Here is a 25,792-nt window from a genome sequence, read left to right on the forward strand (position 1 = left end):
AAACGGATGAAATTCGTTGAACTGACTGAAAAGGAATATAAAGATTATATAGAAAAAGGAGAGGAATCGGCCTTTTTCCAGATGATAGAAAATAAAAAGAATAGGGAGATGGATCAACAGAAGGTACGCCTGCTTGGCGTTAAGGATGCAAGTGGTACGGTGATAGCAGCATGTCTCTTCACATTGAAGAAAACGGTCCTCGGCAAATATTTCTATTATTCCAACCGCGGGCCCGTACTGGATTACCATGATCACGACCTTGTAAAGTTCTATCTGCAGGAGCTGACAACCTATCTCAAGAAGAATGACGGACTGTATGTAAAACTTGATCCGAATTGGATCTATAGAAAATATGATAAGGATGTAGTGCCTAAAGAGGAATATCCGGCCCAGGATGCATTGATCAGACTGATGGAAGATGAAGGATATGTGCATCAAGGGTTCACCCGCGGCTATTCTAAAACATCCCAGGCGCGGTGGATGAGTGTCCTCGATTTGTCGGGCCATGATGAAAAGAGCCTCTTTAAGTCCTTCGATTCACAGAGGAAGCGGAATATAAAGAAAGCACAGAAATTCGGTGTGAAGGTGCGGTTCCTCGATCTCGATGAGATCGATATATTCATGGATCTCTACTTGGATACAAGTGAGAGGCAGGGGTTCTTCACCCATCCGAATCCGAAGGAATACTTCTCCAATTTCAAGAAAGCCTATGGAGATAAGGTCCTTATCCCCCTTGCGTATATAGAGTTGGATGAATACGTAGAGAACCTGTCGCAGGAGATCACAGACAATGAGCGGAAGCGGGACCAGCTCATGCAGAAGGACAGCAAGAATGATAAGACTCTGAATAAGATTGCTGAACATGATAAACAGATCAACAAGATGACTGAAGATCGCAAAAGTGCCATGGAGATAAGTGAAAAGGAAGGGAATGTCCTGAATCTTGGGGCGGGCATCTACTTTGAAACCCCTTATGAGATGGTCTATAACTCAGGTGCGAGTTCAAGCGAGTTCGCCCATTTTGTCGGACCCTACATGATGCACTTTGAAATGATGAAATACTGTCTGGAGAATGGCATCGACAGATATAACTTCTACGGGGTGAGCGGTGACTTCTCTGAAGATGGGGAGGATTACGGCGTCTACCGTTTCAAACGTGGCTTCAACGCTGAAATAGAGGAACTGGTCGGTGATTTCGTCAAGGTCATCAGTAAAGTGCCTTATAATCTCTATAAGGTGAAACGTAAAATCGAACAGAAGACAGCTTCAAAAAGCAACTGAATAGTGAAGGAGGGTTGAACAGTGCAGATATCACAAATCCAGGAAGAAACGTTTAAAGCGTTCATGGCAGAGTATAAGGGACATTGCCACTATCTCCATGACCCGCTTTATTATGATTACATTTCAAAGACACAGGAGACGCACTTGCTTGGCCTCTATGAAGATGATGCGCTAGTCGGGGTCTCCATGCTCAGCGCGACATCGGTCCTGAAACGCTATCGGCTATTCACTTCTCATACAGGTCCATTAATCCAGCCATTCTCGAATGAGAGGCTGCAGTTCTTCCTGAAGGAAATCGACGATCACGTCAAAAAACATCATGCTGTAAAACTCATCCATTCCCCTTATATGATCTATCAGATGAGAGACAACGATGGAGAGATTGTGGAAAGCCCTAAAAACAATCATGAAATCATAGACATCTACATCAATCAGGGGTATTCACATAATGGTTTCACCAAACAGCTGGTTACAGATGAACTGCTCAGACATCAGGCTGTACTTGATTTGAATAAGGATGAAGAGCAGCTCATTAAAGATATGGATTCAAAAACACGCTATAATACGCGTGCGAGTGAGCAGATGGGCCTGAAATTGCGTTATTTGGATGAGGATGAGTATGATAAATTCATCCAGATATATAAAGACACCGAGGAACGCATCGGTTTCGACCCGGTAAGTGGGGAAAAGATAAAAAATCTGCTCCATGCTCTAAAGGAGCGTACTTATCTCACTTTGAGCTATATCAATCTGGATGAGTATTTGGAACAGTTGAATGGTGAACTCGGCGAACTTACTGCAGAATATGAAGAGATGCAGAAAAAAATCGATTCCGGCAATGGTACAAAAAGGATGAAGGGGAGGGTGAATGAAGTAAAGGACCTCCTCGGCAACAAAGAGAAACGGATAAAAAAGATCCAGAATGTGAAAGAAGAGTATGGCACAGTCATAGAGCTTTCTGCAGCCATGTATTATTACAACAACCATGAAATGGTTTATCTATTCAGCGGCAGCTATCCGGAACATTCCATGTTCATGGGTACGAACTTCACGACATGGCAGATGATCAAAAAAGCAAAGGAACTCGGAGCGGAACGCTTCAATTTCTTTGGATTGACCGGCGATTTTACGGAACAGTCCAAGGATTACGGTGTCTTCAAATTCAAAAAAGGATATAATACATTCATAGAAGAGCTACCGGGCACTTTTGAGAAAGTCTTCAACAAGCCTGCATATAAATTGGCACAGAAATTGAATAGAATATAGTGAAGAAACCATAGCGAAGCCGCTATGGTTTCTTTTCATTCTGTAGTTTTTTCAGCATATCCCCGTACCTATCATTCCATTTTCTGTAGGCAAGAGACCATAATATGATCGTGGATAATATAAGGGCGCCTGTAGCTGGCCCGAACCATGGTGAAACGATGCTGTCGTCATGGGCAAGGCCAATCGGGGAAAAGAGGATATAACAGAATATAATGGCCCCGATTAGCAGGAAAGTGACTGGGAGCGCAAATCTCCATGGGGTCATATCCACTTTTGGGTCAGACTTGAAATGATGGGGTTCATCAAGCGGCTTTATGAGCATGGAGAGCATCATAATTGCCACAGCCAACACGAAAAGCATCCCCTGTATATGAATGAAACTGATGTCGAAATTGATGCCGAAAAACATCGGCAGGCCCCATATCAACATATAGTAGAGTGCGACATGGACGATAATCGCCACCTTGGCTCCAATAGGAGGTACTTTTCTGGAAAGTATTCCGGTGAGGATAATGGCAATTACCGGTATATTAAAAAATCCGGTAAATTCGCGGATGATATTCCATAATCCTTCCGGCGCCCGGAGCAGGAGTGGAGCGATGAAGAAGGAAACAAGGGCAAGTAGGGTGCCGAACCATTTGCTGACCTTTATCATCTCACGGTCTGAAGCATTCCTGTTCATTTTGACCTTATAAATATCATAGACGAACATTGTCGCCGCGCTGTTCAACAGTGAATTAAAGCTTGAGAAAACAGCGCCGAGCAGAACAGCCAGAAAGAATCCGCTTAATATAGGAGGCAGTAACTCAGCGATTAATGTAGGATAGGCCAGATCCATGGTTTTGAGTCCATCTCCATATAGATGATAGACGATGATGCCTGGTATCATCATCATGATGGGGACAAGTATTTTGAGGAAACCGGCAAACAAAGTGCCTTTCTGTCCTTCAGCCAGGTTCTTTGCCCCAAGAGTCCGCTGGATGACATACTGATTGGTACCCCAATAAAATAAGTTGGCGAAAATCATACCGGTGAATATCGTACCGAAAGGGACGGAGTCTTCCTTCGAGCCGATGGCGTTTAATTTTTCTGGATTGTTAGTGGCAATCACCTTCATGCCACTCAATACGTTTCCATCCCCCAAAGAGTAGAAACCGATGACAGGTACAAGCAGACCGATGATGAGTAAGCCAATGCCATTCAGGGTGTCCGATATCGCAACTGCCTTCAATCCGCCGAATATAGCATATATGGAACCAATTATACCTACAATCCAAATGACAATCCACATCGATTGCTCAAGGGAAAGACCAAGGAGGGCGGGTACATCGAAGAGCTGCAGCACCGCAATGGATCCGGAATAGAGAACAGAGGGGATTGTGACGAATGTATAGCCGAGCATGAAGAGTAAAGTCACCATCATCCGTGTACCTTCGTCGAAACGGCTATTTATAAATTCAGGTAAAGTGGTGAACGAACCGCCTATGTATCTCGGAAGAAGAATCAGTGCAAGAATGATGACGGCAAAGCCGGCCGTCACTTCCCATGCCATATTGGACATATTTGAATTGTAGGCCTGTCCATTAAGCCCTATAAGCTGCTCTGCAGAAAGGTTGGTGAGCACAAGGGAACCAGCAATAAATCCGCCCGTCAAACCGCGTCCCGCAAGAAAATACCCAGCACTGTCGCCGACAGTATTGCGCGTTTTCATATAGGAATAAAAAGCGACGAAAGCCATGAAGAGAAAACATGTAACAATGGTATAGACCATTTTATCAGCTCCATGAGTATATTAATAAAAAGTCCTTACTAATATACTCTCAATATGCATCTATTAAACTTTAAATGAATGAGTTTTGCAAATATTAATGTGTCTATTTAACGAGGGTTTTACATACATTAACATAAAAACAACAAATGTTAATAAAATAGGTGTTTTTGTTGTATTTTAACTTGTATTTTTATCTTAGTATACTTATACTATATATATACCGTTAAAAATACATTAAAAGGGAGAAATGGAAAAATGAGTAAAATAGGATATGCGAGAGTAAGTACCAAGGGCCAAAATCTGGAAAGCCAGCTCGATATGCTTGAAGAAGCAGGATGCATCAAAGTGTTCTCAGAGAAAGTAAGCGGTAGGAAAGCCCAAAGAACGGCTTTAGATCAGTGCTTAGAGTATATGAGGGAAGGTGATACAATGGTAATCACCAAGTTGGATCGATTGGGTCGGACTACAAAACAGCTTATAGAATTGGCGACGACATTGGAAAAACGCGGCATAGACCTTGAAATCATCAATATGAATGTAACGACGAAAGACCCGATGGGTAAGATGTTCTTTACGATGATGTCGGCATTCGCAGAACTGGAAGCAAGCTTGTTGAGCGAACGCACCAAAAAAGGGCTTGAGTCAGCGCGTGCAAGAGGCAGAAATGGCGGCAGACCTGGCATTACAGACGATAAAAAAGCGATGATACAATCATTGTATGATGCAAAGAAATATACAGGGAAACAAATTGCAGAAATGGTTGGTGTATCTAGAGCTACTGTATATAAAGTTGTAAATGAATCAAAACAAAATGAATCATAAGTCAAAGAAAATTGTACCAACTCAATATAGTGGATAAAGCATAAAGCCTGATCGATATACACGGATCAGGCTTTATTTGGTGCAAAAGTATTATTTTACAAAAGATTTACTGATTATATAATAAAGTTTACATAATATATATTATAGGAAGTTATATATAAGGAAGTAGTACTCCTACTTTTACTTTATATCACGTTTATAGCACATGTCCATAAACCAATACGGTCTATAAATGAATATGAGTCGAATCATCCCTGGAGTCTGTTCCATACTGATCTCGAGTGATTAAAACGAGTTATATCGCCACGTGATTCCAAAATTAAATATATTGATTAAAATAATTTTATATTTATTTACGTGTCTATTTTATATATACATGTTTATGGGTATTACTATACGAATATAAAAAACTTCTTTGGTTTATTTCATCCAAAGAAGTTTTTGCATGCCTCTCGTCCGTCACATTACATATTCCGAGTATTGGTATCTGTTGGCTCTCCATTACTTTCTGGGCTGGATAATTCCTTCTTTCGTTTACGTCCTCTGACATACATCCACACGAGCATGCTTACAATCAGTGACAGAACGCCTAAGAATACTGCATAGCCGAACAACGGCTTCCAGTCTGTACCCTCTATAAAGTTAGGTATCACGAATGCCGCCAGCGTCATCAATATAAAAGAAAACACGGGAATGAGGATATAATTATGCAATACCCATCCGACTAAAATCGTTAAAATAATGACGGCAAGAATCGTAATTAAATAAAAATTGAAGTTCTCTATCATGATTTCACCCCATCTTCACTATTGCTATATTTATATTACCCTCTTTACTTTTAAATATTTGCATATCATATGATTTGAATTTTTAGAATCTTCATGTATACTGTCATTAATACTTCGGATTTCGAAATTAAAGGAGCGATTTTTAGCCATGGAAGAAATGAAATCAAGAAAAGATGTTGACGTGCAATATACGTGGGATTTGAGCGACTTATTTGCAGATGATGAAGCTTTTGCTCAAGCAATTGAAGCAGCTCGTCCCAAAATTAAAGACTTCAACAAAAAGTACTCGGGAAACCTGCACAACCCTACTGCAGCAATAAAAGCCATCCAAGAATATAAATCGATCCTCGAATCACTCGTCCCAATCGGCAATTATGCCAATTTGAAGCTCTCCTCGGACCAAGGCGACGGGAATGCACAGAAATTGGATAGTATGGCGAGTAATATCAGTACATATTTCAACAGCGAATCCAGTTTCCTCACAAGTGAACTGATTCAAAAAGAGGATGCATTTCTTGAAGAAGTGAAATCAGAAGCGCCGCAATTCCTCCACTTCATAGATGAACTGCTCAAAAATAAACCATACCAATTGAATCCGGAAGTCGAAAAAGCGCTTGCAAGCTATTCACCGGTTTTTGACGGACCCTACAGCTTATATCTTAAAACTAAATTGTTGGATATCGATTTCGGTACTTTCAATGCCAACGGAAAGGAATACCCCCTCTCCTACTTGTCTTTCGAGGGAGAATTGGAAGGCCATGAAGATGTCGAGATAAGACGCAATGCATTTAGGGCATTCAGTGATACACTCTCAAACTATCAACATACTGCTGCCGGTACCTATGATTTGCAGCTAAAGCAGGAAAAAACGATATCTGATCTCAGAGGGTTCGATTCTGTTATAGATTATCTGCTCCATGAGCAGGATGTAGATCAATCCCTCTACCATCGTCAAATTGATATGATAATGAGTGATCTTGCCCCTCATATGCGACGCTACGCAAGACTGTTGAAGCGCGTCCATGGGCTTTATGAAATGAAATATGAGGATTTGAAGGTTTCACTCGATCCGGCATCAGAACCTGAAATAAGTGTCGAAGATTCCAGACAGTATATCAATGATGCCCTCAAAGTCATGGGTGATGATTATCTCAATATGGTGAACCGTGCCTATGATGAGCGCTGGATTGATTTCGTCAAGAATAAAGGGAAGTCTACAGGTGCCTTCTGCGCAAGCCCATACGGGTCACATCCATTCATTCTGATATCCTGGACTTCCCTTATGACTGAAGTGTTTGTACTCGCCCATGAATTGGGGCACGCTGGACACTTCCATAATGCCAATCGTGAACAGAACATCTTCGACGCGCGCAGTTCGATGTATTTTGTGGAAGCACCGAGCACAATGAATGAAATGCTGATGGCGAATCATCTTCTAGAGAACTCCGAGGATCCCAAGTTCAAACGCTGGGTCATCAGTTCAATCATATCCAGGACCTATTACCATAATTGCGTGACGCATCTGCTTGAAGCTGCCTATCAACGTGAAGTCTACAGAAAAGTTGATGCCAAGGAGAATATTTCCGCAAGTGACCTCAACACGCTGAAGCGTAATGTCATTGAAGAATTCTGGGGGGATGATGTGAGCATCACTGAAGGGGCCGAACTGACATGGATGAGGCAGCCCCACTATTATATGGGATTATATCCGTATACCTATTCAGCTGGTCTGACGATTGCGACTGCTATGAGCAAGCGTATACTCAATGAGGGACAGCCTGCTGTGGATGATTGGTTGAAGGTACTGAAGGCGGGTGGTACAAAGACCCCTGTCGAATTGGCCAAGATGGCAGGAGTCGATATCACGACTGATCAGCCTCTCCGCGATACCATCGATTATATAGGAGAACTGGTTGATGAGTTGGAGCAGTTGACTGACCAGATAGAAGGATAGAAAATGGGCAGGAAAAACCCGGTAATCATATGATTACCGGGTTTCTTTCATTTCAGTCTCTTTTTCAGTCTGGACGATTTTACCTTCCTTCATCAAACGGCCAAGCGCTCTTTTGAAGGCGCCTTTTGACATATTCAAAGCTTCTTTTATATCTTCAGGCGCACTCTTATCATTAAGCGGCATGCGCCCGCCATTGCGCTCGATGTAATCCAGTATCTTCTCGCTGTCTGCATCCATCTTCTTATATGCCTGCTGGATGAAAGAACCGTTCAATTCCCCTTTATCGTTGATGCCGATCACCCTGAACTTCTTCAACTCACCCAGGCGTGGTTCTTCTTCACGTTCACTCTCATGGATAAAGACTTTGTGTCCTTCATTCGTCAAAAGGAACGATCCTATCCTGAGCAGACGGTAAGGACGCCCTTCCATCCATTTATTCCTGTAGTCTGCGAATGCCGACTGGTCAAGTGGCGTGAAGCGCTCGGCGGCTTCCTGTTCAGTGATCAGACGCCCGAATAATTGGTTGTCGCTCTCAGCCCTCAACTTCAAATAAAGCTGATCCCCTTCTTTAGGCCAGACTGACTTCACTTTAGGGAGGTCAACCCAAGGCACAAGAATTTCGCGAGGGGCCCCGATACCGACGAACGCTCCCTCCCGTGTCACTTCAACCACTTCTGCATAACCGTATTTATCAACGGTTGCAGTTGGCACTATAGGAGCAGCAAACAGTTCACCACTTCTATTCGGATAGATGAATGCGCTGATTTCTTCCCCTATCTCATAATCCCATCCCGAGGCGGAGGCATTCATTCTGATATAGACTGCGTCTTCCGCTTTAAGGTGATATGTGGAACCTTCCCTCTTGATGATTTTCAAAAATTGCACTGTACCTGATATCTGATTCATGAATGATCTCCTTCATTTGTGTTCTATATTTTCAATTATTGTGGTCATATCTTGATTGATGACCAGGTCGGCCATAAAATCAAAAGGCGTCTCTTCTCTGTTGATTATGATAAGATGGTGACCTTTGAAGTAATGGAGCAGATATGCTGCAGGGTTCACAACCAGTGACGACCCCAACACAATCAGTGTATCCGCTTTTGATACCTTGTTTTGGGCGGACTGCAGGACACGCTCGTCCAGCATCTCTCCATATAATACTATGTCAGGCCGCAATATCCCGCCACATTCACACGTCATTACATCATTTTGCAATAAGGCACCCTTAGTATAATCCTGGTTGCATGAAATGCAGTAGAAACGATTGAGCGAACCATGCAATTCATCTACATTACTACTGCCGGCCTCGGTATGGAGGCCATCAATATTCTGTGTCACGGTCCCAAGGGAACGCCCCGCAGTCTCCATTTCCGCAATGAAGCGATGGACACTGTTCGGGTGCTTATCGCTGGTCAACAGGCGTTTCCTGTAAAACTGCACGAAGCGCTCAGGTTCTTCATCGAGATGGTCACGGCTTAAAAGATATTCAGGTGAATTCCCCGACTGCCTGATTTCATCGAACAATCCACCCATACTCCTGAAATCCGGTATGCCACTTTCAACTGAAACCCCAGCACCAGTAAAAAAGACGATATCGTGACTGGTATCGATAATGCTTTGAAACCGGCGTATATCGTTCTTCATGGGTACTCATCCTCCTAGAATTATATTTCAATGGTACCATAAATGTGGTATCATCGCTTAAGAATATACTAAAGGAGAATGCCTATGCTACAGGTAACAGACGTAAGTCTCAGGTTTGGTGACCGCAAACTATTCGAAGACGTAAACATAAAATTCACACCAGGAAATTGCTATGGTCTCATTGGGGCGAATGGCGCCGGCAAATCAACATTCCTGAAGATCCTCTCAGGAGAAATAGAAGCTCAGACTGGTCATGTGAGCCTGGGGAAAGACGAGCGTCTCGCTGTATTGAAACAGGACCATTTCGGTTATGAAGATCAGCGTGTATTGGATGTCGTCATGATGGGACACTCGAAACTTTGGGACATAATGAATGAAAAGAACGAAATCTACATGAAACCGGACTTTTCTGATGAAGATGGCATACGTGCAGCCGAGCTTGAAGGCGAATATGGCGAGATGGGTGGATGGACAGCTGAAGCTGATGCTGAAAGCCTGCTCCATGGACTGGGTATAAAATCTGACTTGGTCGATAAGAATATGTCCGAGCTCGAAAATAATCAGAAAGTCAAGGTCCTGCTGGCCCAAAGCCTGTTCGGCGACCCGGATGTCCTACTTCTCGATGAGCCGACCAACGGCCTCGATATAGAAGCGATCCAGTGGCTTGAGGAGTTCCTCATCAATTTTGATAATACTGTTATCGTGGTTTCCCACGACCGTCGATTCCTTAATAATGTATGTACCCATATTGCGGACCTTGACTTTGGTAAGATTGAGCTTTATGTGGGCAACTATGATTTCTGGTACCAATCCAGTCAACTCGCCCAGCAAATGGCACAGGACCAGAATAAGAAAAAAGAAGAGAAAATCAAAGAATTGAAAGATTTCGTTGCACGTTTCAGTGCCAACGCCTCCAAGTCCAAGCAGGCGACAAGCCGTAAGAAGACCTTGGAAAAAATCGAATTGGATGACATCAAGCCATCGTCAAGAAAATATCCATTCGTCAAGTTTACACCAGAACGTGAAATCGGCAATGACCTCCTCTACATTAAAGGGCTTAGCCATAGCGTCGATGGCGTCAAGGTGTTGGATGACATCAATTTGACGCTCGACCCTTACGATAAGGCAGTTTTAATCGGTTCATCCGAAATTGCCCGCACTACTTTCCTCCGCATATTGGCTGGTGAAATCACACCTGATGAAGGAGAAGTTAGATGGGGCGTGACAACAAGTCAAAGCTATATGCCAAAAGACAATTCAGCTTATTTTGAAGGCGTGAATACAAACTTGGTGGATTGGTTGCGTCAATATGCACCTCCAGAGGAGCAGACAGAAACTTTCCTCCGTGGATTTTTAGGCCGTATGCTTTTCAGTGGTGAAGAAGCTAAGAAGAAAGCAAATGTCCTTTCAGGGGGAGAAAAAGTTCGTGCCATGCTCTCTAAGATGATGTTATCGAAAGCCAACGTGGTCCTTCTTGACGAGCCGACAAACCACTTGGATCTTGAAAGCATTACAGCTGTGAATGATGGGTTGAAAGATTTCAAAGGTTCTATTATATTCACTTCACACGACTTCGAATTCATTAACACCATCACCAATAAAGTGATTGACCTGCAGGATAAAGGTGCAATCGTCAAAGAATCAAGCTATGAGGAATACTTGAAAGATAAAGGTCTCATAAAATCTTAATTGAGAGATAATTTTAAAAAATACAAAAAACAGTTTACTTATATTGGCTGTCTATGTATAATCATATCTACAAATAAAATATGTTTGGATGAGGCGCATCAATCATGAGTAGCCACTTGTTGAAGTCTGCGAACTTTAAGCTGGTGAAAGGGTGCGATGCCGAAATAGTATACTGTTGCAGCAGTCTGCTATTGGATCCGGAGGTTAAGAGCTACGGGTCTGTCATTATTTTTTAATAATGGAGTGCATCACTTGTATATGGATAAGACAAGTCTGGCATTCTGCCAGGCTTGTTTTTTTATTATTTCTGGTGTGTGCTCCCAGTGACAGGAGGACATATGGACGCTAAAGTTTTGAAGTTCGGTGGTTCATCAGTTGGTGGTTTCGATAGGATCAGAAGTGTAGCAGAACAATTGCAGGAAAGGGTGCAATCTGGAGAAAAACTGATAGTGGTGGTAAGCGCCATGGGAAGGACGACCGATGAGTTGTTGACAAACATCAACACCCTCTCCTCTACTCCCAAAGAAGATCACGTCGCGCTTCTTTTGACGACGGGCGAACAGCAGACCATCTCCTACCTGTCGATCATCCTTGAAAATCTAGGGGTGCGCACTAAAGCGATGACTGGCTATCAGGCAGGGATAAAGACGTTTGGCGGCCATATGAAGAGCCGGATTGCGAGCATCGATCAGGAGGCCATAGAGTCTAGCCTGGCATTATATGATGTTGTTGTAATAGCAGGATTCCAAGGCATTAACGGCGATGGAGAAATAACAACGCTGGGACGCGGGGGCTCGGACACTACAGCTGTCGCCTTGGCTGCACGATGCAATATACCTTGTGAGATATATACGGATGTAGAGGGCCTCTATGCAACAGACCCCCGACTCTACAGTGCAGCAGGCAGAATCTATGAAATCAACTACGATGAGATGATGGAGATGAGTGCACTTGGTGCAGGCGTTCTTGAAACACGCTGCATAGAGATTGCCAAAAACCATTCCATCCCCCTCTATCTGGGGCAGACATCATCAGAAAAGAAAGGAACATGGGTTATGCAAGAGACAGAGATCATTGAACGTAAGGCAGTGACGGGCATCGCCCTAGACAGCAGCATGATGCATGTCACCCTTTACGAACCCGAACAGGACTCTACGCTTATATTCGATATGTTCAATCAATTTGATAGTCATGAAGTCAATATCGATATGATATCGCAAGTCATCAACAGTGGAGGCTTTCAACTTTCATTTACGGTAAAGGGGACTGATTCCCTCCAGCTTCATGAAATACTTGAGTTGATTGAAGAGATGCATGGGGAAATCGTGACGGAGGTCAGAACGGATCGGGCTAAAGTTTCAATCATTGGTTCAGGCATGCGGGATATGACAGGTGTTGCTTCCAAGGCATTTATCGCATTGCATCAATCGGGTATACCTTTTTATCAGACGACCACTTCGGAAATCAGCATTTCCTATGTGATCGACAAGAAGAACGAGACTCAGGCAGTCGAAGTGCTCGCCGAAAAATTCAACATATAATTTTGGAGGTTTTTTAGATGGTTAAGGTTGCAATTGTGGGGGCGACAGGCGTCGTTGGAGATAAGATGATTGAAATGTTCGAGAGGTATGAAATAGAACCGGAAGAACTCATGTTGTTCTCTTCTCCGCGTTCTGCAGGTAGACAAATCGAAGTCCATAATAAGTTGTACACAGTCCAAGCATTGACTGAGGAATCAGCGGATGAAAAATTTGATTATGTCATTATGAGTGCAGGAGGGACGACAAGTGAGCATTATGCGCCAGTGTTTGAAGAGAATGGCGCCATCATAATAGACAACTCCAGCCATTGGCGGATGTATGAGGACGTTGATCTTATAGTGCCGGAAATCAATTCGCCAAAACTGAAGCGCAGGATAATAGCAAACCCGAACTGTTCCACAATCCAGTCCGTGGTTGTGCTCGCCCCTTTGAAGGAAAAGTTCGGTTTAATCAGAGTCGACTACACTACCTATCAGGCAGTGTCCGGTTCCGGAAGTGGCGGATTGCGTGATTTGGAAGAAGGTGCAAAAGGTGCGTCTCCAACCACTTATCCCCACCCGATCCATGATAATGTCCTCCCCCATATCGATGTCTTTCTGGAAGATGGCTATACAAAGGAAGAACATAAGATGATTTCAGAAACACGTAAGATATTAGGCCAGCCTGAACTTCCTGTAACTGCTACATGTGTGAGGGTCCCTGTTTCAAACAGCCACAGCGTCCAGATTAACGTCACACTTGAGGCTCAGGCGACTGTCGAAGACATCAGGGAAGCGTTCAAAGGATTGCCCCACATCAGCATAATTGATGATCCGAGCAGCAACCAGTACCCTACTCCGCTGGCAAGCACCGGCAAATCGCAAGTGTTCGTCGGCAGGGTCCGTAAAGATGAATCGTTGGATAATACATTCCATATATGGTGTACAGCAGACAACCTTCTAAAGGGAGCCGCGCAGAACTCGGTACAGATTTTAAAAATGATGATGGAAATGGAGCGTGGATGATATGGATAGTCGTTTGATTTTTGAAGGAGTCGGAGTTGCGATTACAACCCCATTCAGCAGTGATGAGATAGATTTTGAGGCATTTTCCGATCATATAGAATACTTGATCAAGAATAACGCCCAAGCGCTCATAGTAAACGGTACTACGGGAGAATCCCCGACCTTATCCATGAAAGAAGCCAAGTTGCTGATTGAAGCGGCAGTGACCAAGGTGGCGGGTAGAATCCCCGTCATTGCCGGCACAGGGACAAACGCGACACAATCAACCGTGGAGATGTCCAAATTCGCAGAAAATGTAGGGGCGGACGGCATCATGCTGATAACCCCCTACTACAATAAGACGAATCAGAAGGGACTCTACCAGCATTTTATCAAGGTAGCGGATTCCACCAACTTGCCAGTGGTCCTCTACAATGTGCCCTCCCGTACTGCCATGACCATAGAAGCAGAGACGGTTTACGCACTCAGTAAGCATCCCAACATCATCGCCCTGAAGGACGCAACCGGCAACTTGGAATATACAAAGCAGCTACTCGAGTTGACTGGGGACGAAAACTTTAGTCTCTACAGCGGTAATGATGACAACATGCATCGATTTTGTTCGATTGGCGGCAAAGGGTTGATTTCAGTGGTAGGAAATGTCATCCCGGGAGAAATGCAGGATATATACGGATCGATTAAAGAGCACAAGCCGGACTCCGAGGCAAAGTTTCAACAGCTGATGCCTTTAATCGAAGCAGCACAGGTGGATGTCAACCCGATGCCGATCAAGGCGATGACAAGCGCTCTCGGTTTTGGATTGAATGAATTCAGGTTGCCCCTGGTCCCTTTGGAAGGTGCAGCACTGGGGCATGCGTTACGAACGTTGAAGAACTATAAGGAGGGCATCGTCCTATGAGGATACTGCTGGTCGGCTACGGCACCATGAACAAAATTACGGCACGTCTGGCAGAAGAAGGAGGACATGAAGTGGTGGGGGTCATAGTAAATGGCGATAACCACTCCCCCTACCCCACATTTCAAAATATAGATGACGCCCAGGCAGACGTGGCGATTGATTTTTCCCACCCCGCTCTAATATTACGCCTTCTGGAAAATGAAGTGGCCACTCCCCTTGTGGTGGCGACTACCGGAGAAAAGGAAGCGGTCATTTCAAAGCTGAAAGACAAAAGTCGTGAAGCGCCAATATTCTTCAGTGCAAACATGAGCTACGGGGTCCATGTCATGAACAGCCTCCTGAAGAAGGCGCTCGGACTGCTGGAAGAATTCGATCTGGAGATGGTTGAGCGGCATCACAATAAAAAAGTGGATGCCCCAAGCGGTACGCTTGTCAAACTTCTCGATACCGCCCTCGACCATCGTCGTGGCAGTTATCCCGTATATGACCGGTCGAACACTAACGAAAAAAGGAGCAGTGATGAGATTGGCGTGAGCGCCATCCGTGGTGGTTCGATCGTCGGCACACATGATGTCATCTTTGCGAAAGATGATGAAGTGATAGAAATCACCCATCAGGCACAGTCCAAAGAAATATTTTCAAATGGGGCTCTAAAAGCAGCGGCAGAATTGGTACATCGTCCAAAAGGATTCTACGACTATAACAACCTATTCGAGGAGAGATAAAATGAGGAATTTTTCAGCAGAGGAAATCATACAATATATAAGCGATGCGCATAAAACCACACCTGTAAAAGTATATGTAAATGGTCATTTCGAAGGTGTGGAATTCCCCGATTCGTTCAAAGTGTTCGGAAGTGATGCCTCAAAAACGATATTCACTGACCTTGCAGATTGGAAAGTGTTTGAGGAAACGCATTCAAACAGAATCAATGACATTGAAATTGAGATGGATAGAAGGAATTCAGCCATTCCTTTGAAGGACTTGTCCGAAACGAATGCACGTATCGAACCCGGCGCCTTCATTCGTGAAAATGCTGTAATTGAAGATGGTGCAGTAGTGATGATGGGTGCCACCATAAATATAGGGGCGGTTGTCGGTGAAGGCACCATGATCGATATGAATGCTACTCTGGGAGGCCGTGCCTACACAGGCAGAAATGTACATGTAGGCGCAGGCGCCGTACTTGCAGGTGTCATAGAACCGCCGAGCGCATCGCCCGTCGTCATAGAGGATGAAGTCCTGATCGGTGCCAACGCGGTCATATTAGAAGGTGTCAGGGTTGGGAAAGGTGCGATCGTGGCAGCCGGTGCGATCGTCACTGATGATGTTCCCGAAGGTGCAGTTGTGGCCGGCACGCCTGCTAAAGTCATTAAACAGGCAGAAGATGTGGAGGGGTCAAAAAGGGAAATCGTCTCAGCTCTGAGGAAACTCAATGACTGAATTGGAAGCAGTCAGGTCATATAGGCGTAAGCTCCATCAATTCCCGGAACTATCCCTTGAAGAACACAGGACGACTGAATATATAACTGCGTTTCTGAACAGCTTGGATATCACGTTCGAACAGCCACTTAAGACAGGAGTGGTCGCCTATGTAAGGGGTAATTCGGATCGGACATTCGCGTTTAGGGCGGATATAGATGGGCTCCCCATCCAGGAAGAGAATGATGTTGAATACCGCAGCAGGAACGATGGGAGGATGCATGCGTGTGGTCATGACGGCCACACTGCTGCCATGATGCTTTTTATCGAACGCTGTAAAACCTTATCGGATAAAGGCAGCTTGAAGCATAATGTAATCTGTATCTTCCAACCTTCTGAGGAGACTGGAGCAGGAGCTAGACAATTGCTTGATGTGTGGCACCCAGGAGACGTTGAGGCGATATTTGGGATCCATATGATGCCTGAGGAAGACGAAGGGACGGTGGTGGTCCGGGATGAGGAAATCACAGCCAGCGCGACTGAATTCCGTTTTTATATAAAAGGTTCTTCTGCCCATGTCGCTGCAAAGCATGAGGGTGTATCGGCCATTGAAACACTCCTCTGCATCTCCAGCCAGCTCACCCAACTTCAGCATTTCCATCTGAATGGACTCAATCGGAACATCATCCATATCGGAAATCTGCAAGCAGGCGAAGCAATTAATACTGTGGCTTCAAAAGGTTACCTTGAAGGGACAATAAGAACCTACGAAGCAGAAGATCTTGAAAAGATTAAATTACGCATGAAGAAATTGGCTAATTCTGCACGCAATCTTTTTGGCGCAGAAGTGGAAGTAATTTTCAATGAAGGTTATCCACCAGTCATCAATTCAAACAAATTACGCCCGCAAGTCGAAGGCGCATTATCTCTATTGGATTTAAATGTCGTCGATAATGAAAAGCCATATTTGTTCGGCGAAGATTTCAGTTTCTACAGAGCGTTGGCACCCTGCTACTTTGTGTTTTTCGGCTGTCGAAACAAGGATAGAGGATTTACGAATAGTCTTCATACTCCTCTTTTTGACTTCGATGAAAAAATACTGACGGCAGTGGCAGATTATTATATGACCCTTCTGAATGATACTCTTTAAGGTGGTGACCATATGGGCGGTGTTGTTACGATAGATCAAAAACAGTTCATAAAGACAGCCAGGCAAGCGACAGGCGGTAATGATGTGATAGCCGTCGTTAAGAATAATGCGTATAACCACGGTCTTCAATTTACAGTTGAATCTTTCCTTGAAGCGGGGATAAAGGCATTTGCGACGACATCGATGGATGAAGCACTCACCATCAGGGAGTTGTCTGAAGAAGCAATGGTGTTCCTGATGAATCCCGTGCAGGAAATTGAGGTGGCCAGGGAGAAAGACATCCACATCACGCTCCCCTCCCTGCAATATTATTATGATAACAAGGACAGGTTGTCAGGGGTAAAGGTCCACCTAGAATATGCCGGTCTATTCAACCGTTCAGGATTTGAAAATGCAGAAGACATAAAAGAAGTGATTCGGGATGTATATTTCAGTGATCAGGAACCAGGAATCGACATCCAAGGTATATGGACGCATTTCGGCTATGCAGATGAAATAAAAATGGATCATTATGAACTGGAACGTTCATTATGGATGGATGTACTTGCAGAAGTCAGTTCAACCGGGCATAATTTCAAATATATTCATGCACAGAATAGTGCCAGTTATGCACGTGACGGCCTTTTTACAGGCCACACCCATCTCAGGCTAGGCATTGCGCTCTATGGATCCCGCCCCTACTCCCTTTTATCTGCTGATGACTATGTACAGAGCCTTTCATTGAAAGCACCAATCATTCAGATAAGGAGGCTTACAAAAGGACAGAAGTGTGGTTACGGGGGTGTTTATGAGGCGAAGGATGATGTACATATCGCAATTGTAGATATCGGCTACGGCGACGGAATTCTGAGGAAACGCGCTGACTTTGATTGTATGATAGGCACTAGAAGATTTCCGATAAAAGCCTTGATGATGAGCCATATGATAGTCGAAGTCGATGATATTGTTGAAGTCGGTGATGAGGTGGTCCTATACAGCAACGGTATGAGGATAGATGAGTATACCAATTTAGGCGTCGGCGCCAATTCAGAACAGCTCGGTGCACTGAACTATAATTCTCTAAAAAAGGTGATTTTAAATGATGATAGAGTATGTAGATAATGAGCTTCAGATCAAAGGTCATCCTCTATCGGAGGTTGCTGATAAATATGGTACCCCCCTATTTATTTATGATGAAGATGAGATACGGGAAAATTGCCGCAGATATCACCACGCCCTCCAGAAGGATGAAATTGGATATTCGATTTCATATGCTTCAAAAGCATTTACTTCTATCCAGTTGGTGCGTCTTCTGCGGGAAGAGAACATGAAGATGGATGTCGTATCGGCAGGTGAACTTTATACAGCCCTTGCCGGTGGAATGCCAGCGGAAGATATACACTTTCATGGCAACAACAAGACTCGAGAAGAGATTGAGTATGCACTTTCAGCAGGAGTCGGGCTATTTGTGGTGGATGCCCTTGACGAGGTGGCACTTATAGATGATATTGCTCAGCACCCAGTCCAAGTATTGTTGAGGGTAAATCCAGGGGTTGATGTTGACACCCATTCATATATACAGACTGGCCAGGCGGATAGCAAGTTCGGATTATCGATTTCCAATGGCTCTGCCTTAGAGGCTATAAAAGAGATCAAGCATAGCCGCAATCTTGAATTTAAAGGTCTACATTATCATCTTGGGTCCCAATTGACCGAAATACAGCCGTTTATCGATGCCATGGAAATGGTGTTGAGATGGTTGAAAGAAACTGACATTCAAATTGAGGTACTGAATATGGGGGGCGGATACGGCATCAAGTACACAGAAAAAGACGACAGATTTCCGATTGAGGAAGCTTTTGAAGAAATTATCAACAAATTGAAAAACCTGTGCAGACAGTATAGCATGGCCCTGCCCCACATCATGATAGAACCTGGGCGTTCAATTGTTGCAGAAGCAGGAGCCACTCTATACGAAACAGGTGTGGTCAAAGAAATACCAGGTGTCTCCCGGTATGTTTCCATAGATGGGGGGATGAGTGACCATCTACGTACAGCACTATATGGCGCTGAGTATACAGTACTCCCAGTCAAAAAAGAGGAAGGAAAAGAAATAAGATCACATATCGTCGGGAAACTCTGCGAATCAGGGGATGTGATCAGTAAAGACATTGCTCTGCCTGAAAATATCACGCGTGGAGATTTGCTTGTAGTCAAATCTACAGGAGCCTATCATTATTCAATGGCCTCCAATTATAATCAGATGAGAAAACCGGCAGTGGTGTTCATTTCGGATGAGGGAATACGTGAAATCATAAAAAGGCAGGCACTCGCCCAATTGATAGAGAATGATGTTACTTGAATATATTAATATTTAAAAACCCCAAGGCAAAAGCCTTGGGGTTTAGATGATACAAATCCATTTAAAATAAATTGATTTATATTATAGTTTAACAACGTTAGCAGCTTGTGGGCCGCGGTCGCCTTCAACTACTTCGAATTCTACTGATTGACCTTCTTCAAGTGATTTGTAGCCTTCTTGGTTGATTGCAGAGAAGTGTACGAATACGTCATTCTCGCCTTCAATTTCGATGAAGCCAAAACCTTTTTCTGCATTGAACCATTTTACTGTACCTTGTTTCATTAATAAATCCTCCAAAAACGATATTCAATAGTAAATATCATATGACTATTGATATATTGATTATACTCTATTTTAACTTGTTTTGCAAACCAATATGCTATTATATTTTTTGTATCATAAGAATATTCTGAGTATCCTATTTGACTACTTCATTATCTTTGATCATGATTGGAGTATAGAAGATTTGAAGGTCTTCATCACAGTCTTCACAGTATTCCAGTTCACAACCATTGAAAAAGGCATGCATATCATACTTACCGACCTTATATGAGCTGAAGTGTTTCTTCATATCTTGAATAATATCTGTATATCCGTTTCCCATTTCTTCCTCTGTATCATACGTATACCGGTCCACTATTTCTTCCTGCCAGCCTTCGAAAAGCCACCAACCTTCGTAATCCGCCTTTAGTATGACAACTTCGTACATTTTAAAAACCCCAATTCGGTAACCGTAATAAATGTATTATATACGCGTATAATTCGCATTATCAAGCTAAAAAACCTATAATATATTAATAAGAGGTGTTATAAAATGGAGACAAGAATGATTGTTGTTATTGGAAAAGTCCAAGGAGTCGGGTTCAGGTATTCTGCAAAGAGAATCGCCGATCGATTTGGCATAACCGGGTACGCCGCAAATGTAAGAGATTACGTGGAAATCTATGCATCCGGTAGAAAAGATGACCTTGATGAGTTTACTGAAGAAATCATCAAAGGCGCCTCCCCTACTTCACAAGTTGATGATCATTCAATCAAGAAAATGCCATATGACTCCAGCTACAGTAACTTCTCGACAAAATAGTTATCGACTGAAGGTGTATTGCTTTTATGAATAAAAATATCTCCCACTTGGTTGCCTCTATGGTATCCATACCGGTTGCGTTGATTGCCGGTATGCTTTCGATGATCGCCTTCGACATTCATCTTATATTTGATATGATGATTGCGGCTGGGGCGTTCTTTTCATCCTACCTACCAGTCCAGACGAAAAGTATGCGGTCACAACTGGAAAAGATGGGTATCACGAAAAGTGAGTATCAACATGTTAAAAAGCAATTGTCTGAAGCCAGGGAAAAGATGAAACGCTTGAGGCAAAGCTACAAGAATGTCAGAACACTAAAAGACGCAAAATTGATATATGATATAAACAGGCTTTCGCGTACCATCTATCAAGCTGTAGAAGATGATCCCAAACTTTTCTTCAGCATCCAGCAATTCTTCCATTCAAACCTGGATTCCGCCGTTAACACTATCGAGCAGTACCTGTTTCTATATAAGATGCCTGGAAAGACAAAGGATGAAAAAATCAAGCTTCATGAAACCCGGATTTCCCTCTTTGAGTTAAAACGTACCATACAGTCTAATCTATCGGCGATGAATGCCACAGGCTACCAAAATCTCGAGGTGGAAAAAGATATCATTAAATTGAACAGAAAAAGAAAGATGACGACCCTCAAACTGGATAACCAAATGGAACAGAAAAAAGTCAATTTGAAAAAAGAAGAAAAAGAACCAGTATATCAAGACAGAGGTGAACATGATGAAGGAAGAAAATAATCTGAAGGAATCATTACTCTCTGATCCTTTTTCATCTGTGGATGAGAATACAGAAATTATGCCACAGCCAGAACCCACAGACATCGAATCAGTGGAACAGGATCAACTCACAACGTACAAGGAACGCTTCAGTGAAGAAGACCTTAAGAAAATTGAAGAAATAAAAGATAAAATAGAACCACTGGATAATGATGGATTGATCCAATACGGTTCAAATGCCCAACAGGCCCTTTCAAAGTTTTCCCATCAAATGTTATCGGAAGTACAGTCAAAGGATGTCGGCCCGATAGGAGATACTCTTGAGAACTTGATGAAGAAACTCAAGGAAATAAACCCAGATGAACTGACCGATAAGAAAAAGAATATATTCAATCGTCTGTTCAAACGAGTTAAAAAATCTGTGAATGAGTTGATATCGAAACACCAGAGCGTCGCTTCACAAGTAGACAGGATCAGCATCCAGCTTGAACATGCCAAGGAAGTGCTGATAAAGGATATCCAATCTTTAGATCAATTATACAATCAGAATAAGGATTATTTTGACGCGATCAACATCTACATTGCGGCTGCAGAATTGAAGAAGGAAGAACTGAATGAAAAAACTTTGCCAGAATTAAAGAGCAAGGCACATAACTCTGATAACCAGATGGACGTTCAGGAAGTAAATGACATGATGCAGTATATCAACCGACTCGAAAAAAGGATTTATGATCTGAAACTGTCGCGTCAAATCACATTGCAGTCAGCGCCGCAGATCAGGATGATACAGAACATCAACCAGACGCTTGCGGAAAAGATACAAAGTTCAATATTAACTAGCATACCACTATGGAAAAACCAAATGGCGATTGCGTTGACCCTACTCCGCCAACAATCAGCCTCCCAGGCTCAACAAGCTGTCTCGAACACCACTAATGACTTGCTCACAAAGAACTCTGAGATGCTTAAGCAGAACTCGATTACAACAGCCAGAGAAAATGAACGTGGTATAGTAGATATTGAAACGCTGAAAACTACCCAGGACAACCTTGTCAGCACCATAGAAGAGACATTGAGGATACAACAGGAAGGTTCCCAAAAGAGGCAAGCTGCAGAAAAAGAACTCGTCAATATGGAAGAGGAACTTAAATCAAGACTACTTGAACTTAAAGATGAACATCGTTATTAAAAAGAATCGGCCGCTATTAGATATCCAATAGCGGCCGATTCTTTAATTTTATTAAGAATAGGATATACGTTCTTTCTTGAGACCTATCAGATAGCCGACGATATAGCCGATTATCATTACTGGAATCCATTCGAATGAACTTGCAAATAACGGCATGCTTTCAATCCATCCGATATCCATCCAACCATTACGTTGAATGACAGCCAACACACTGGTTATGATTATAAGATAAACCGGCAGTTGGAAACTGAGTCTCGGTGACGGAACAAAGTATGTTATGAACAACAACGCAACAGAAGCCATGGCGACTGGATAGATGATGTAAAGAACAGGTACACTTGTCTGTATTACCTGATTCAATCCTTGGTTGGCAAGCAGAAGTGACAACAACGTGAAACCGATGACAAAAGTTTCATATGAGATTTTAGGCAAAATACTGTTGAAATATTCACTGACCGCAACAATGAGTCCTGTTGCAGTTGTCAAACAGGCGACAAGTACAATAACCCCTAACAATACAGCTCCAAAACCACCATAAGTATCACTGGCGGTGAACGTAAGGATGAATGTCCCCAAGTTCTGATCACCTATAACCTCGTCTCCAATATTCACCCTATTGCCTATCCAACCGAGTGATATATAGATTATTCCGAGCAGCAGAGCTGCGATTGAAGCGGATTTTACGGTTTCTATCAATAATTCTTTTCGGCTGTTGATACCGAGCCCTCTGATGGCATTCAAAACGATCACTGAAAATGCTATTGCTGCTATGGCATCCATAGTCAGATAGCCTTCCGTGAAACCGACAGAAAATGGTGCACTGGCATTAAATTCTTCCGCAGAAGGATTCGGAGCATTACCTGTATACATCATTATAGCCTTGATGATGAGGGCGACGATGGTAAGGAGTAATACCGGCGTCAAAAACCGTCCAATATTATCGACCATACTTGTCGGGTTGTAGCTGAGGGCGAATACTATAATGAAAAAGACGATTGAAAAGATAAGAAGACTAACCCCACCAGCTCCGTTGATAAATGGAACGGCTGCCATTTCATATGCAGTTGTTGCAGTTCTCGGAATGGCAAAGAAAGGTCCAATGGCCAAATATATGGCGACCATAAATAAGACTGCGAATACGGGATGAACCACTTTCAATGACTCCCTGTACCCTCCTCTTGAGATTGAGCCTGCAATCACCCCGACCAGAGGTAATCCTACCCCAGTGATGACGAACCCGATAATCGCCAGCCAGAACAGATCCCCGCTTTGAAAACCTAGACCCGGCGGGAAAATAAGGTTGCCTGCTCCAAAGAACATGGCAAACAACATAAATCCAACTATAAGACTGTTTTTAAACTTCATTTATTGACCCCCTAATTGAATTTGATATAAATGATAGACTTTAGTTTGCAGTATAAAACTGTTTTAGTCTATTAAAATTCTAAATTGTCAGATATAAGACACAGACTATTACAATAACATCTGTGTCAGCAGTCTTTGCATAAGTTGCGGCAGAACATATACGATATCTTCAGCATCGTCAACAATGACAACATTAGTATCATATATATTTTTTATGGCTTCTAATGTATTTTCTTCATTATCTTGGTTTATGAAGATATTGATTACTCCTATACCATTTTTAGCTGCTTCCTGCACAGCTTCATGAGTGTCAATTATACCGCTCTGATTATATTCTTCTGCGCTTGGCAATCCATCTGAAAACATAATGATGAACTTATTCTTTTCATTACGCCTATTTAAAAGCTCCATCTCATGCCTCAAGATCATACCATCCCTATTATCACCCGAAGCTTCAATATTTAATAAAGAAACAGGATAGTAATATTTGGAGCGCTCGAAATCCATATGTTCATAGATGGTGTTGGGATAGTGATTTTTCATGACCTCAAATGTATCTTCATGGTGCGAAATGATACGATGAGGGATTTCAAGCGTCTTTAACACATTGTTGATGATGATTGCCCCATTACGGCACCCTTCGAGATTCTCCATCATAGAGAAAGATTGATCGATGATAAGAGTAAATGCAGCATCTATTTCTCTCGATTCAGTATTTTTCTTTGTAAAAACTTTATGGCTACCTGTAATCATTGGCCCTACCGGATTTTTCATGAGCCTACCTGAAGATCGGTTATCTTGTATAGAATTTATCTTGTAATCAAGAATCTGCATGATCTCTAGAATGATTTTCCGGGCTGTAGAGTGATAGATATCATATAATGATTTGTAATCCGTGTAATTCGTGAGATTTATTTTAGGTTGCACAATATTCAGGACGGCATTGTGGTTGGCAGAATAGGAGTCCATGAAGTGGTTATCACCAGTATTTGTGCCGAAACCTTCGTGGTAATCATCAACATCATCATTATAATCATTTTGCTTTCCATGATCGTTTTTGTGGGATGCGTTGTCGCCCGTCTCACCAATCATGTTAGCCTGCCCCGCATCCCTATCCGTTTTAGTATCTATCTGCCTCATCTCATCCTGTTGGTCTTCATTGGATTTGCTTTCTAGTTTCTGTGCATCCTTCCGTAAATCATCTTTTCGGATGGCTGACTCGATTTCACTGAACGGCATATCATGAATCTGAAACTTGGAAGACACTGAGATGTACCTGGACAAATAATCTGTCATCTCTATTGCGAGCTTTATACTTTCGGCAGTGGAATGGGTGATGATATTAAAATATTCATCCATGAAATAAAATGAATCTTCCGATTTTAAAATGGCTACATTAAATCCTTTTAAAAACTTCTCGGCATCACTTTTGGAAGGTTTTTCATACTCCCTCATCATGATAGTGTCACCTGGACCAATCATGTGTACTATTAATGGACGTTCTTGTAGTGCATATTTTCTAGTACGGTTATACTCCAGCGAAAGAAAGATCTGTTGGGTAAACCTGGATTCCTCTTTCATTTTGCTGTATAAAGCATAATCAAATATAAAAATGGAAGGATAACGTGTCAGGATATCGTACCTGAATCCTTCCAATTCGGATATATCCTGTCTATGTTTCCAAAAGAAACTGAGATTGAAGACATTATCAACTGGGTTGAAGTAACTGAACTTACGCACCATGACAGTAGTTTTTTCCTGTTTGAGCAGAAGGCGCGTCAAATCCGTCAACTCCATCATAATTTTTGAATCTATAACTTCATCGTTGAATTTAATAAATGAATAA

General features: G+C 42.8%; 24 protein-coding genes and 1 riboswitch. Of the genes, 16 read left to right on the forward strand and 8 right to left on the reverse strand.

Going from position 1 to position 25,792, the window contains the following annotated elements:
- Positions 1–6 precede the first annotated feature (6 nt).
- Complete coding sequence (locus ACZ5LF_RS05320) at positions 7–1,281, forward strand: aminoacyltransferase (RefSeq protein ID WP_380569435.1); 1,275 nt, start codon at positions 7–9, stop codon at positions 1,279–1,281.
- A 21-nt stretch (positions 1,282–1,302) separates the two neighbouring features.
- Positions 1,303–2,547, forward strand: a complete 1,245-nt coding sequence (locus ACZ5LF_RS05325) for a peptidoglycan bridge formation glycyltransferase FemA/FemB family protein (RefSeq protein ID WP_380569436.1) — start codon at positions 1,303–1,305, stop codon at positions 2,545–2,547.
- A gap of 22 nt (positions 2,548–2,569) precedes the next feature.
- Here ACZ5LF_RS05325 and ACZ5LF_RS05330 read toward each other — a convergent pair whose 3' ends face one another.
- Positions 2,570–4,318, reverse strand: a complete 1,749-nt coding sequence (locus ACZ5LF_RS05330) for a solute:sodium symporter family transporter (protein ID WP_380569437.1) — start codon at positions 4,316–4,318, stop codon at positions 2,570–2,572.
- Between the two features lie 255 nt (positions 4,319–4,573).
- Here ACZ5LF_RS05330 and ACZ5LF_RS05335 point away from each other — a divergent pair, with 255 nt between their 5' ends.
- Positions 4,574–5,140, forward strand: a complete 567-nt coding sequence (locus ACZ5LF_RS05335; protein ID WP_380569438.1) for a recombinase family protein — start codon at positions 4,574–4,576, stop codon at positions 5,138–5,140.
- 464 nt (positions 5,141–5,604) lie between these two features.
- On the opposite strand, the gene ACZ5LF_RS05340 is transcribed toward ACZ5LF_RS05335, so the two are convergent.
- Positions 5,605–5,928, reverse strand: a complete 324-nt coding sequence (locus tag ACZ5LF_RS05340; protein ID WP_380569439.1) for a hypothetical protein — start codon at positions 5,926–5,928, stop codon at positions 5,605–5,607.
- 148 nt (positions 5,929–6,076) lie between these two features.
- Here ACZ5LF_RS05340 and pepF point away from each other — a divergent pair, with 148 nt between their 5' ends.
- The gene (pepF, locus tag ACZ5LF_RS05345) at positions 6,077–7,882 is read left to right on the forward strand and encodes an oligoendopeptidase F (RefSeq protein WP_380569440.1); all 1,806 of its coding nucleotides are present in this window, start codon (positions 6,077–6,079) and stop codon (positions 7,880–7,882) included.
- Positions 7,883–7,915: 33 nt separating this feature from the next.
- On the opposite strand, the gene ACZ5LF_RS05350 is transcribed toward pepF, so the two are convergent.
- Together ACZ5LF_RS05350 and ACZ5LF_RS05355 are read right to left on the reverse strand one after the other, a co-directional pair.
- Entirely contained in the window at positions 7,916–8,788 is an 873-nt protein-coding gene (locus tag ACZ5LF_RS05350) for a CvfB family protein (RefSeq protein ID WP_380569441.1), read from the reverse strand.
- 12 nt (positions 8,789–8,800) lie between these two features.
- Positions 8,801–9,529 carry an NAD-dependent protein deacylase gene (locus tag ACZ5LF_RS05355; RefSeq protein ID WP_380569442.1) on the reverse strand — a complete coding sequence of 243 codons (729 nt, stop codon included), beginning with the start codon at positions 9,527–9,529 and terminating at the stop codon, positions 8,801–8,803.
- An 84-nt stretch (positions 9,530–9,613) separates the two neighbouring features.
- Between ACZ5LF_RS05355 and ACZ5LF_RS05360 the strand changes: the two genes are divergently transcribed.
- The 9 genes from ACZ5LF_RS05360 to lysA all read left to right on the forward strand — a co-directional run bounded on the left by ACZ5LF_RS05360 (position 9,614) and on the right by lysA (position 19,574).
- Positions 9,614–11,218 (forward strand): ABC-F family ATP-binding cassette domain-containing protein, encoded by a 1,605-nt coding sequence (locus tag ACZ5LF_RS05360; protein WP_380569443.1) that lies wholly within the window; start codon positions 9,614–9,616, stop codon positions 11,216–11,218.
- An 80-nt stretch (positions 11,219–11,298) separates the two neighbouring features.
- Positions 11,299–11,475, forward strand: a riboswitch (Lysine riboswitch).
- A gap of 81 nt (positions 11,476–11,556) precedes the next feature.
- The gene (locus ACZ5LF_RS05365) at positions 11,557–12,759 is read left to right on the forward strand and encodes an aspartate kinase (protein WP_380569444.1); all 1,203 of its coding nucleotides are present in this window, start codon (positions 11,557–11,559) and stop codon (positions 12,757–12,759) included.
- Positions 12,760–12,776: 17 nt separating this feature from the next.
- On the forward strand, positions 12,777–13,763 hold the full coding sequence (locus ACZ5LF_RS05370; RefSeq protein ID WP_380569445.1) for an aspartate-semialdehyde dehydrogenase: 987 nt from the start codon (positions 12,777–12,779) through the stop codon (positions 13,761–13,763).
- Between the two features lies 1 nt (position 13,764).
- Positions 13,765–14,661 (forward strand): 4-hydroxy-tetrahydrodipicolinate synthase, encoded by an 897-nt coding sequence (dapA, locus tag ACZ5LF_RS05375; RefSeq protein WP_380569446.1) that lies wholly within the window; start codon positions 13,765–13,767, stop codon positions 14,659–14,661.
- A complete protein-coding gene (dapB, locus tag ACZ5LF_RS05380) occupies positions 14,658–15,386 on the forward strand; it encodes a 4-hydroxy-tetrahydrodipicolinate reductase (protein ID WP_380569447.1) in 729 nt (242 codons plus the stop codon). Before dapA ends, dapB begins: the two co-directional genes overlap by 4 nt.
- Position 15,387: 1 nt before the next feature.
- Positions 15,388–16,104, forward strand: coding sequence for a 2,3,4,5-tetrahydropyridine-2,6-dicarboxylate N-acetyltransferase (gene dapD, locus ACZ5LF_RS05385; protein WP_380569448.1), 717 nt, complete (start codon positions 15,388–15,390; stop codon positions 16,102–16,104).
- Positions 16,097–17,233, forward strand: a complete 1,137-nt coding sequence (locus tag ACZ5LF_RS05390) for a M20 metallopeptidase family protein (RefSeq protein ID WP_380569449.1) — start codon at positions 16,097–16,099, stop codon at positions 17,231–17,233. Before dapD ends, ACZ5LF_RS05390 begins: the two co-directional genes overlap by 8 nt.
- 12 nt (positions 17,234–17,245) lie before the next feature.
- Positions 17,246–18,334 carry an alanine racemase gene (locus ACZ5LF_RS05395; RefSeq protein WP_380569450.1) on the forward strand — a complete coding sequence of 363 codons (1,089 nt, stop codon included), beginning with the start codon at positions 17,246–17,248 and terminating at the stop codon, positions 18,332–18,334.
- Complete coding sequence (gene lysA / locus ACZ5LF_RS05400; RefSeq protein ID WP_380569451.1) at positions 18,312–19,574, forward strand: diaminopimelate decarboxylase; 1,263 nt, start codon at positions 18,312–18,314, stop codon at positions 19,572–19,574. The genes ACZ5LF_RS05395 and lysA overlap by 23 nt, the downstream gene beginning before the upstream one ends.
- Positions 19,575–19,655: 81 nt before the next feature.
- Here the strand turns inward: lysA and cspA are convergent, their stop codons facing one another.
- On the reverse strand, positions 19,656–19,856 hold the full coding sequence (gene cspA, locus ACZ5LF_RS05405; protein ID WP_017548994.1) for a cold shock protein CspA: 201 nt from the start codon (positions 19,854–19,856) through the stop codon (positions 19,656–19,658).
- 136 nt (positions 19,857–19,992) lie between these two features.
- Positions 19,993–20,283 (reverse strand): DUF1033 family protein, encoded by a 291-nt coding sequence (locus tag ACZ5LF_RS05410; RefSeq protein WP_380569452.1) that lies wholly within the window; start codon positions 20,281–20,283, stop codon positions 19,993–19,995.
- Between the two features lie 105 nt (positions 20,284–20,388).
- Between ACZ5LF_RS05410 and ACZ5LF_RS05415 the strand changes: the two genes are divergently transcribed.
- The 3 genes from ACZ5LF_RS05415 to ACZ5LF_RS05425 are packed head-to-tail and all read left to right on the forward strand — an operon-like array spanning position 20,389 to position 22,581.
- Positions 20,389–20,658 carry an acylphosphatase gene (locus ACZ5LF_RS05415; RefSeq protein ID WP_380569453.1) on the forward strand — a complete coding sequence of 90 codons (270 nt, stop codon included), beginning with the start codon at positions 20,389–20,391 and terminating at the stop codon, positions 20,656–20,658.
- 26 nt (positions 20,659–20,684) lie between these two features.
- Positions 20,685–21,413 (forward strand): 5-bromo-4-chloroindolyl phosphate hydrolysis family protein, encoded by a 729-nt coding sequence (locus ACZ5LF_RS05420; RefSeq protein ID WP_380569454.1) that lies wholly within the window; start codon positions 20,685–20,687, stop codon positions 21,411–21,413.
- A complete protein-coding gene (locus ACZ5LF_RS05425) occupies positions 21,397–22,581 on the forward strand; it encodes a toxic anion resistance protein (protein WP_380569624.1) in 1,185 nt (394 codons plus the stop codon). Before ACZ5LF_RS05420 ends, ACZ5LF_RS05425 begins: the two co-directional genes overlap by 17 nt.
- 51 nt (positions 22,582–22,632) lie before the next feature.
- On the opposite strand, the gene brnQ is transcribed toward ACZ5LF_RS05425, so the two are convergent.
- Both brnQ and ACZ5LF_RS05435 read right to left on the reverse strand, forming a co-directional pair.
- Complete coding sequence (gene brnQ / locus ACZ5LF_RS05430) at positions 22,633–23,946, reverse strand: branched-chain amino acid transport system II carrier protein (RefSeq protein ID WP_380569455.1); 1,314 nt, start codon at positions 23,944–23,946, stop codon at positions 22,633–22,635.
- 108 nt (positions 23,947–24,054) lie between these two features.
- Positions 24,055–25,728, reverse strand: coding sequence for a vWA domain-containing protein (locus ACZ5LF_RS05435; RefSeq protein WP_380569456.1), 1,674 nt, complete (start codon positions 25,726–25,728; stop codon positions 24,055–24,057).
- Positions 25,729–25,792 lie beyond the last annotated feature (64 nt).

The organism is Salinicoccus siamensis (genome assembly GCF_055391965.1).

Coding starts and splice junctions, on each gene's coding strand:
- ACZ5LF_RS05320 (WP_380569435.1), top strand. CDS start 7: ATGAAATTCGTTGAACTGACTGAAAAGGAATATAAAGATTATATAGAA.
- ACZ5LF_RS05330 (WP_380569437.1), bottom strand. CDS start 4,318: ATGGTCTATACCATTGTTACATGTTTTCTCTTCATGGCTTTCGTCGCT.
- ACZ5LF_RS05335 (WP_380569438.1), top strand. CDS start 4,574: ATGAGTAAAATAGGATATGCGAGAGTAAGTACCAAGGGCCAAAATCTG.
- ACZ5LF_RS05340 (WP_380569439.1), bottom strand. CDS start 5,928: ATGATAGAGAACTTCAATTTTTATTTAATTACGATTCTTGCCGTCATT.
- pepF (WP_380569440.1), top strand. CDS start 6,077: ATGGAAGAAATGAAATCAAGAAAAGATGTTGACGTGCAATATACGTGG.
- ACZ5LF_RS05350 (WP_380569441.1), bottom strand. CDS start 8,788: ATGAATCAGATATCAGGTACAGTGCAATTTTTGAAAATCATCAAGAGG.
- ACZ5LF_RS05355 (WP_380569442.1), bottom strand. CDS start 9,529: ATGAAGAACGATATACGCCGGTTTCAAAGCATTATCGATACCAGTCAC.
- ACZ5LF_RS05360 (WP_380569443.1), top strand. CDS start 9,614: ATGCTACAGGTAACAGACGTAAGTCTCAGGTTTGGTGACCGCAAACTA.
- ACZ5LF_RS05365 (WP_380569444.1), top strand. CDS start 11,557: ATGGACGCTAAAGTTTTGAAGTTCGGTGGTTCATCAGTTGGTGGTTTC.
- ACZ5LF_RS05370 (WP_380569445.1), top strand. CDS start 12,777: ATGGTTAAGGTTGCAATTGTGGGGGCGACAGGCGTCGTTGGAGATAAG.
- dapA (WP_380569446.1), top strand. CDS start 13,765: ATGGATAGTCGTTTGATTTTTGAAGGAGTCGGAGTTGCGATTACAACC.
- dapB (WP_380569447.1), top strand. CDS start 14,658: ATGAGGATACTGCTGGTCGGCTACGGCACCATGAACAAAATTACGGCA.
- dapD (WP_380569448.1), top strand. CDS start 15,388: ATGAGGAATTTTTCAGCAGAGGAAATCATACAATATATAAGCGATGCG.
- ACZ5LF_RS05390 (WP_380569449.1), top strand. CDS start 16,097: ATGACTGAATTGGAAGCAGTCAGGTCATATAGGCGTAAGCTCCATCAA.
- ACZ5LF_RS05395 (WP_380569450.1), top strand. CDS start 17,246: ATGGGCGGTGTTGTTACGATAGATCAAAAACAGTTCATAAAGACAGCC.
- lysA (WP_380569451.1), top strand. CDS start 18,312: ATGATGATAGAGTATGTAGATAATGAGCTTCAGATCAAAGGTCATCCT.
- cspA (WP_017548994.1), bottom strand. CDS start 19,856: ATGAAACAAGGTACAGTAAAATGGTTCAATGCAGAAAAAGGTTTTGGC.
- ACZ5LF_RS05410 (WP_380569452.1), bottom strand. CDS start 20,283: ATGTACGAAGTTGTCATACTAAAGGCGGATTACGAAGGTTGGTGGCTT.
- ACZ5LF_RS05415 (WP_380569453.1), top strand. CDS start 20,389: ATGGAGACAAGAATGATTGTTGTTATTGGAAAAGTCCAAGGAGTCGGG.
- ACZ5LF_RS05420 (WP_380569454.1), top strand. CDS start 20,685: ATGAATAAAAATATCTCCCACTTGGTTGCCTCTATGGTATCCATACCG.
- ACZ5LF_RS05425 (WP_380569624.1), top strand. CDS start 21,397: ATGAAGGAAGAAAATAATCTGAAGGAATCATTACTCTCTGATCCTTTT.
- brnQ (WP_380569455.1), bottom strand. CDS start 23,946: ATGAAGTTTAAAAACAGTCTTATAGTTGGATTTATGTTGTTTGCCATG.